General features: G+C 50.6%; 4 protein-coding genes and 1 pseudogene. 2 read left to right on the top strand and 3 right to left on the bottom strand.

The annotated features are described in order from the left end of the window. Together B5F98_RS12460 and B5F98_RS12465 are read left to right on the top strand one after the other, a co-directional pair. Window positions 1–446 (top strand): IS3 family transposase (locus tag B5F98_RS12460; protein ID WP_143482817.1); only part of this gene is annotated, 446 nt, incomplete at its 5' end. A 106-nt stretch (window positions 447–552) separates the two neighbouring features. Further along, window positions 553–905, top strand: a pseudogene (locus B5F98_RS12465) (TnpV protein). A 53-nt stretch (window positions 906–958) separates the two neighbouring features. On the opposite strand, the gene B5F98_RS12470 reads toward B5F98_RS12465, so the two are convergent. The 3 genes from B5F98_RS12470 to B5F98_RS12480 all read right to left on the bottom strand — a co-directional run bounded on the left by B5F98_RS12470 (window position 959) and on the right by B5F98_RS12480 (window position 3,964). Beyond that, entirely contained in the window at window positions 959–2,314 is a 1,356-nt protein-coding gene (locus tag B5F98_RS12470; protein WP_087373292.1) for an ATP-binding protein, read from the bottom strand. Beyond that, a complete protein-coding gene (locus B5F98_RS12475) occupies window positions 2,307–3,476 on the bottom strand; it encodes an IS3 family transposase (protein ID WP_087373298.1) in 1,170 nt (389 codons plus the stop codon). The genes B5F98_RS12470 and B5F98_RS12475 overlap by 8 nt, the downstream gene beginning before the upstream one ends. A 95-nt stretch (window positions 3,477–3,571) precedes the next feature. Beyond that, window positions 3,572–3,964 carry a hypothetical protein gene (locus B5F98_RS12480; protein ID WP_087373296.1) on the bottom strand — a complete coding sequence of 131 codons (393 nt, stop codon included), beginning with the start codon at window positions 3,962–3,964 and terminating at the stop codon, window positions 3,572–3,574. Window positions 3,965–4,090: the final 126 nt, after the last annotated feature.

Here is a 4,090-nt window from a genome sequence, read left to right on the forward strand (position 1 = left end):
TTTCTTATATTCAGACGAAGCAGGGGGTATTGTACCTGTCCATGATCCGGGATCTGTATGACAACAGCATTGTGGCCTACAAGACTGCGACACAGCAAACGGTGAACCTGGTGCTGGACACCATCCGCCAGGCAGTACGCAACGAAAAGAAGAAGGTCGCCGCAGAGTTGCAGCTCCACAGCGACCAAGGCTTTCAATACACATCCCAAGCATATTTCCAGCTGACTAAACAATACGGCATTACGCCTTCGATGTCAAGACGGGGAAACCCGTATGACAATGCAATGGCAGAAAATTTCTTCTCCATTCTCAAAACAGAGTGCATCTACCGCCACAAGCCGGCAACCTTCTCCGAAGCAAATGAAATGATTGACCGCTATATCCATTTTTACAACCATGATGTAATTTATAAAGGGTGGATTACACCACCGAAAATTACATCATGACTGCGGCTCATTTGTGGCGAATGAAAAGACAGTTGTGATGAAGGAGGGATACCCCTGAACCTGACCGTAACTGTCAACCCCACACATTCCCACAAAGGAGGCCATTATGGAACTGACCTACACCCAATGCGGGGATTATCTGATTCCCGACCTCGTATTGGCTGACACGCAGGAATACCGCATCGGTAAATATGGCCGTATGCGCCGTGCTTATCTGAAAGACCACCGTCCCGCCCTTTACAGTATCCTGCTGCTCACGGAAAACTCTTTCCCCATTTGTCGGAGATCGACGCCGCCTGCAAAAAACGGCTGGACATTATCGAAGCTGAGATGATGCGCCGAGAAGGCGTGACTGAGGCACTGAAAGCCGCCGATCAGATGGAGTGGGTGTACCGGAGGAACAACATCCACAGCCGGGCCGAAGAAATTGTCCTGCATGAACTTGTGTACGCAGAATAAGCAGCAATGCCCTCACAGCAAGCCTTGTCAGCCTGCCGTGAGGGCATTTTGCGTTATTTCAGCAACTTCCAGTATCCTTTGCGGTCGGAGCCGATACGCTCAATCAAGCCAGCATCTTTAAGCATTTTTAATCTGAGCGACACGGTTTTCCGGCTCAGAGACAGATTTTCGGCAAGGAACGTCGTTGTGTATGCCGGATCGACGGCAAGGAGATTCAGAATTTTCAGTGATGTCTCATCCAACGTATCTGTCACCTTATCTGTTACCTTTTCTGTCACCCTGCCGGTAACAGAACGGATGAGCCGATCTTCCGGTGCGGTGAATTTTATCATAATGTCACCGGGGTTAATCGTATATTCCGGCTGCGGCACACCGTCCTTTTCACAGGCAGAGCAGATTTTTTCAATACCTCGGCCCCAGCTCTCAATAAAGCCCGCCAGATAGAACACATGGGCAATGTTGGGGTTGTAGGGGCTGGAGGCGTGCTTGCTCATCAGGTTTTCCAGCGTCCAATTTTCCGGCAGACATCCGCAGTTGACAATATACAGCTTATCTTCATACACGCTGATCTGAATGGGCACACCGGATTGATACTGCTTGTGGCACAGGGCGTTCAGCAAGGCTTCCCGCAGGGCTTCTTCCGGCACAAAGTACCGCTCGATCCGCTGCATCCCCTCATATGTGATTTTGGCCCTCATGTACTTGAGGTACACCAGCTCCACGATCTTGTCGATCTGTTCCAGAATGGAGCCGTGTATTTCATCCTGATACAGCAAGTCGGCGTCCGTCTCAAAATAGCCGATTTTCACATACGCACCCAGCTGCCATTTCTCCGGGTCTTTGCTGAACAGGAGCATGGCCGCGTTGGTCAGATACGGGCCGTTCATCAGGTGCAGCTTTTCCATAAGCACGTCCTTTGGCTCATCCAACACGCTTCGGTCAATGCGTCCCTTTTTGGCGGCCCACTGCTTAAAATGAGCCACCGTTTCGTCATCTACATCATCCAGCGAAAAAGCCGGGAGAGGCAGATTGTCCCAAGTCGCGCCCCTCTTTCGCATGAGGAAGGCTTCCAGCGCCGGGCCGGTCAGAATCTGCCGGGTACTGCCGCTGCGGTAGTAGTAGACACCCTTACAGGAGATGCCGATGGGATACGGTGGCACGTCGATCTCGATGTATTCCTTGCCGTTCTTATCCAAAAGGTTGACGCCGACAATAATTCCCATCGCATCCCGAATTTTATTGGGAATGTCCTCCAGCAGCTTGCGGGCGTTAGATAGGCCGATAACATTGCCCTCGTCATCGCAGCCGATATAGATTTTTCCGCCCTGCGCGTTGGCGTAGCCGCAAATCCATTCCAGATATTCGTCTTTCCACTTGCTTTTCCATTCCGTATTCTGGCTCTCAGGCATTTTCGTCACCGTCCTGTTCTTTATGTTTTCCCCGGCTTTTGTACACATTATACTGGTTCTTGCACCGTGCGCTGCAAAAAGCGGCGTTGGCACGGCTGCTCATAAACACCTTCTGGCAGTGCTTGCACAAACGCAGCGGCCTTGCCTCGTCCACCAGCATGAAGCTGAACATCATCTGGATACCTAGCAAAAGTGAGTGAAAGTCCCAATAAATCGTCGGCTTTTCCAGCAACTCAATGTGATAGCTGGGCGCGATCCCGCCAAAGGCCGCCATCGCCTTGCGGTACAAGTTCCGGGTGCCCTCGTCGATAGAATCATAGTCGTGGTAGTACAAAACGGAAGTTGTCAGCGTAAAGGCCCAGTCTTTGAGCTGCTGGGCGATCCAGTCATAGGGTTCCGCATATTCCCGCTGGAAGCTCATGGTTTTTGCCATCGGCTCGTCGGCAAAGGTCATGGTCAGCGCGATCATCGTGCGGTCGCCGGATACCGTCCAGTCGGATTCTACGCCCTGTTTCACCACATCCAGCTGCTCAAAGGGATAGAACAGCGCCAGATAATCCTCCGTCTCCATCGTCTCCGCCTTGATGAAATGATTCTTCGGCAGGTAAACCGCCTCGTAGTCCATGAAAGACGGCGTGGTGGGCAGCGCCGTCATCAGGCCCAGCAGGCCGTACTTTGTGACAAATTCCAGAATGGCCGCATCCACGTCCACGTCCGTCCGACGGCCCATCATCAGCATCCCCACATTGAGGGCGTCCAGCACCAGGTTCACCGTTTGCTGTGTCGCAGTCTTGTAGGCCACAATGCTGTTGTCATACAGATCCCGGATCATGGACAGGTACAATACCCCCTGCTTCGTCTGAATATAAGAAATGTCAGTGACCCATTTGCAGTTGGGAGCCGCGGCTTGGAAATTTCGGTTGAGCAGATTTTGGTATTTATGTACGTGCTGGCTCATCTGCTGCCACTTTCTGCGGCGACGAATCTCTGCCAACAGGTCGTATTTCTTCATAACACGCAAAATGGTCTTTGGGTTGTGGCAAATCTCTTTGCTGCCTTTCAGCCACTGCCACATCCGTCGGTATCCGTAGGTATGAAAGCATTTTGCCTGCTGCTGCCGGATGATTTCAGCAAGGACGGCATCTTTTTCGGGTCGCTTCATCCGCTTTACAAAGCTGTAATAGCCGCTTCTGGACACTGCAAAGAATCGGCACATTACTGAACCGCCCCTGGCTCTTTGTTTTATTTAAGCAGTTATTAACTTTCTTCTCTTGCCTTCAGGTGTAGTCCAGCAACGATTATAAGGGTCAATCCAAATACCACCAATCCCCAAATTGTATCGGCAGTTAAAACAAGAGCGATCAATCCAAATAACACAGAGTACGCCAACGTGAAGATACCACCCACAAGGAAAAAACCAATCGTTGTATTTTGCAGCGCAAAAAACAACACGCAAACTCCAATGCCAACAAGCACAGATAATGCTGTATGGACATGTGCAAAGTGGTGACAGCATACACCCGCAACGATTCCCATCGCAATGCTGTCAAACAAAATAATTTGACCGAGCCACAGACCCAAGATCGTTGCTACCACTCCAATCGCCACACTGAAAGCAATAAGAAATCCGACTCCTACAAGATAACCCATATACTTACCTCCTACTATAAAGATTAAGATTTGGTATCAGCAGCCAGTAGGCTGATGATATAATACCGTCGTATGGGTGAGGCTTCCTTTCCCTCCTTGCGGCAGAGTCCGCTGAATACAAGAGTG

The organism is Pseudoflavonifractor sp. An44 (assembly GCF_002161675.1).
Classification (GTDB): Bacteria; Bacillota; Clostridia; order Oscillospirales; family Oscillospiraceae; genus Enterenecus; species Enterenecus faecium.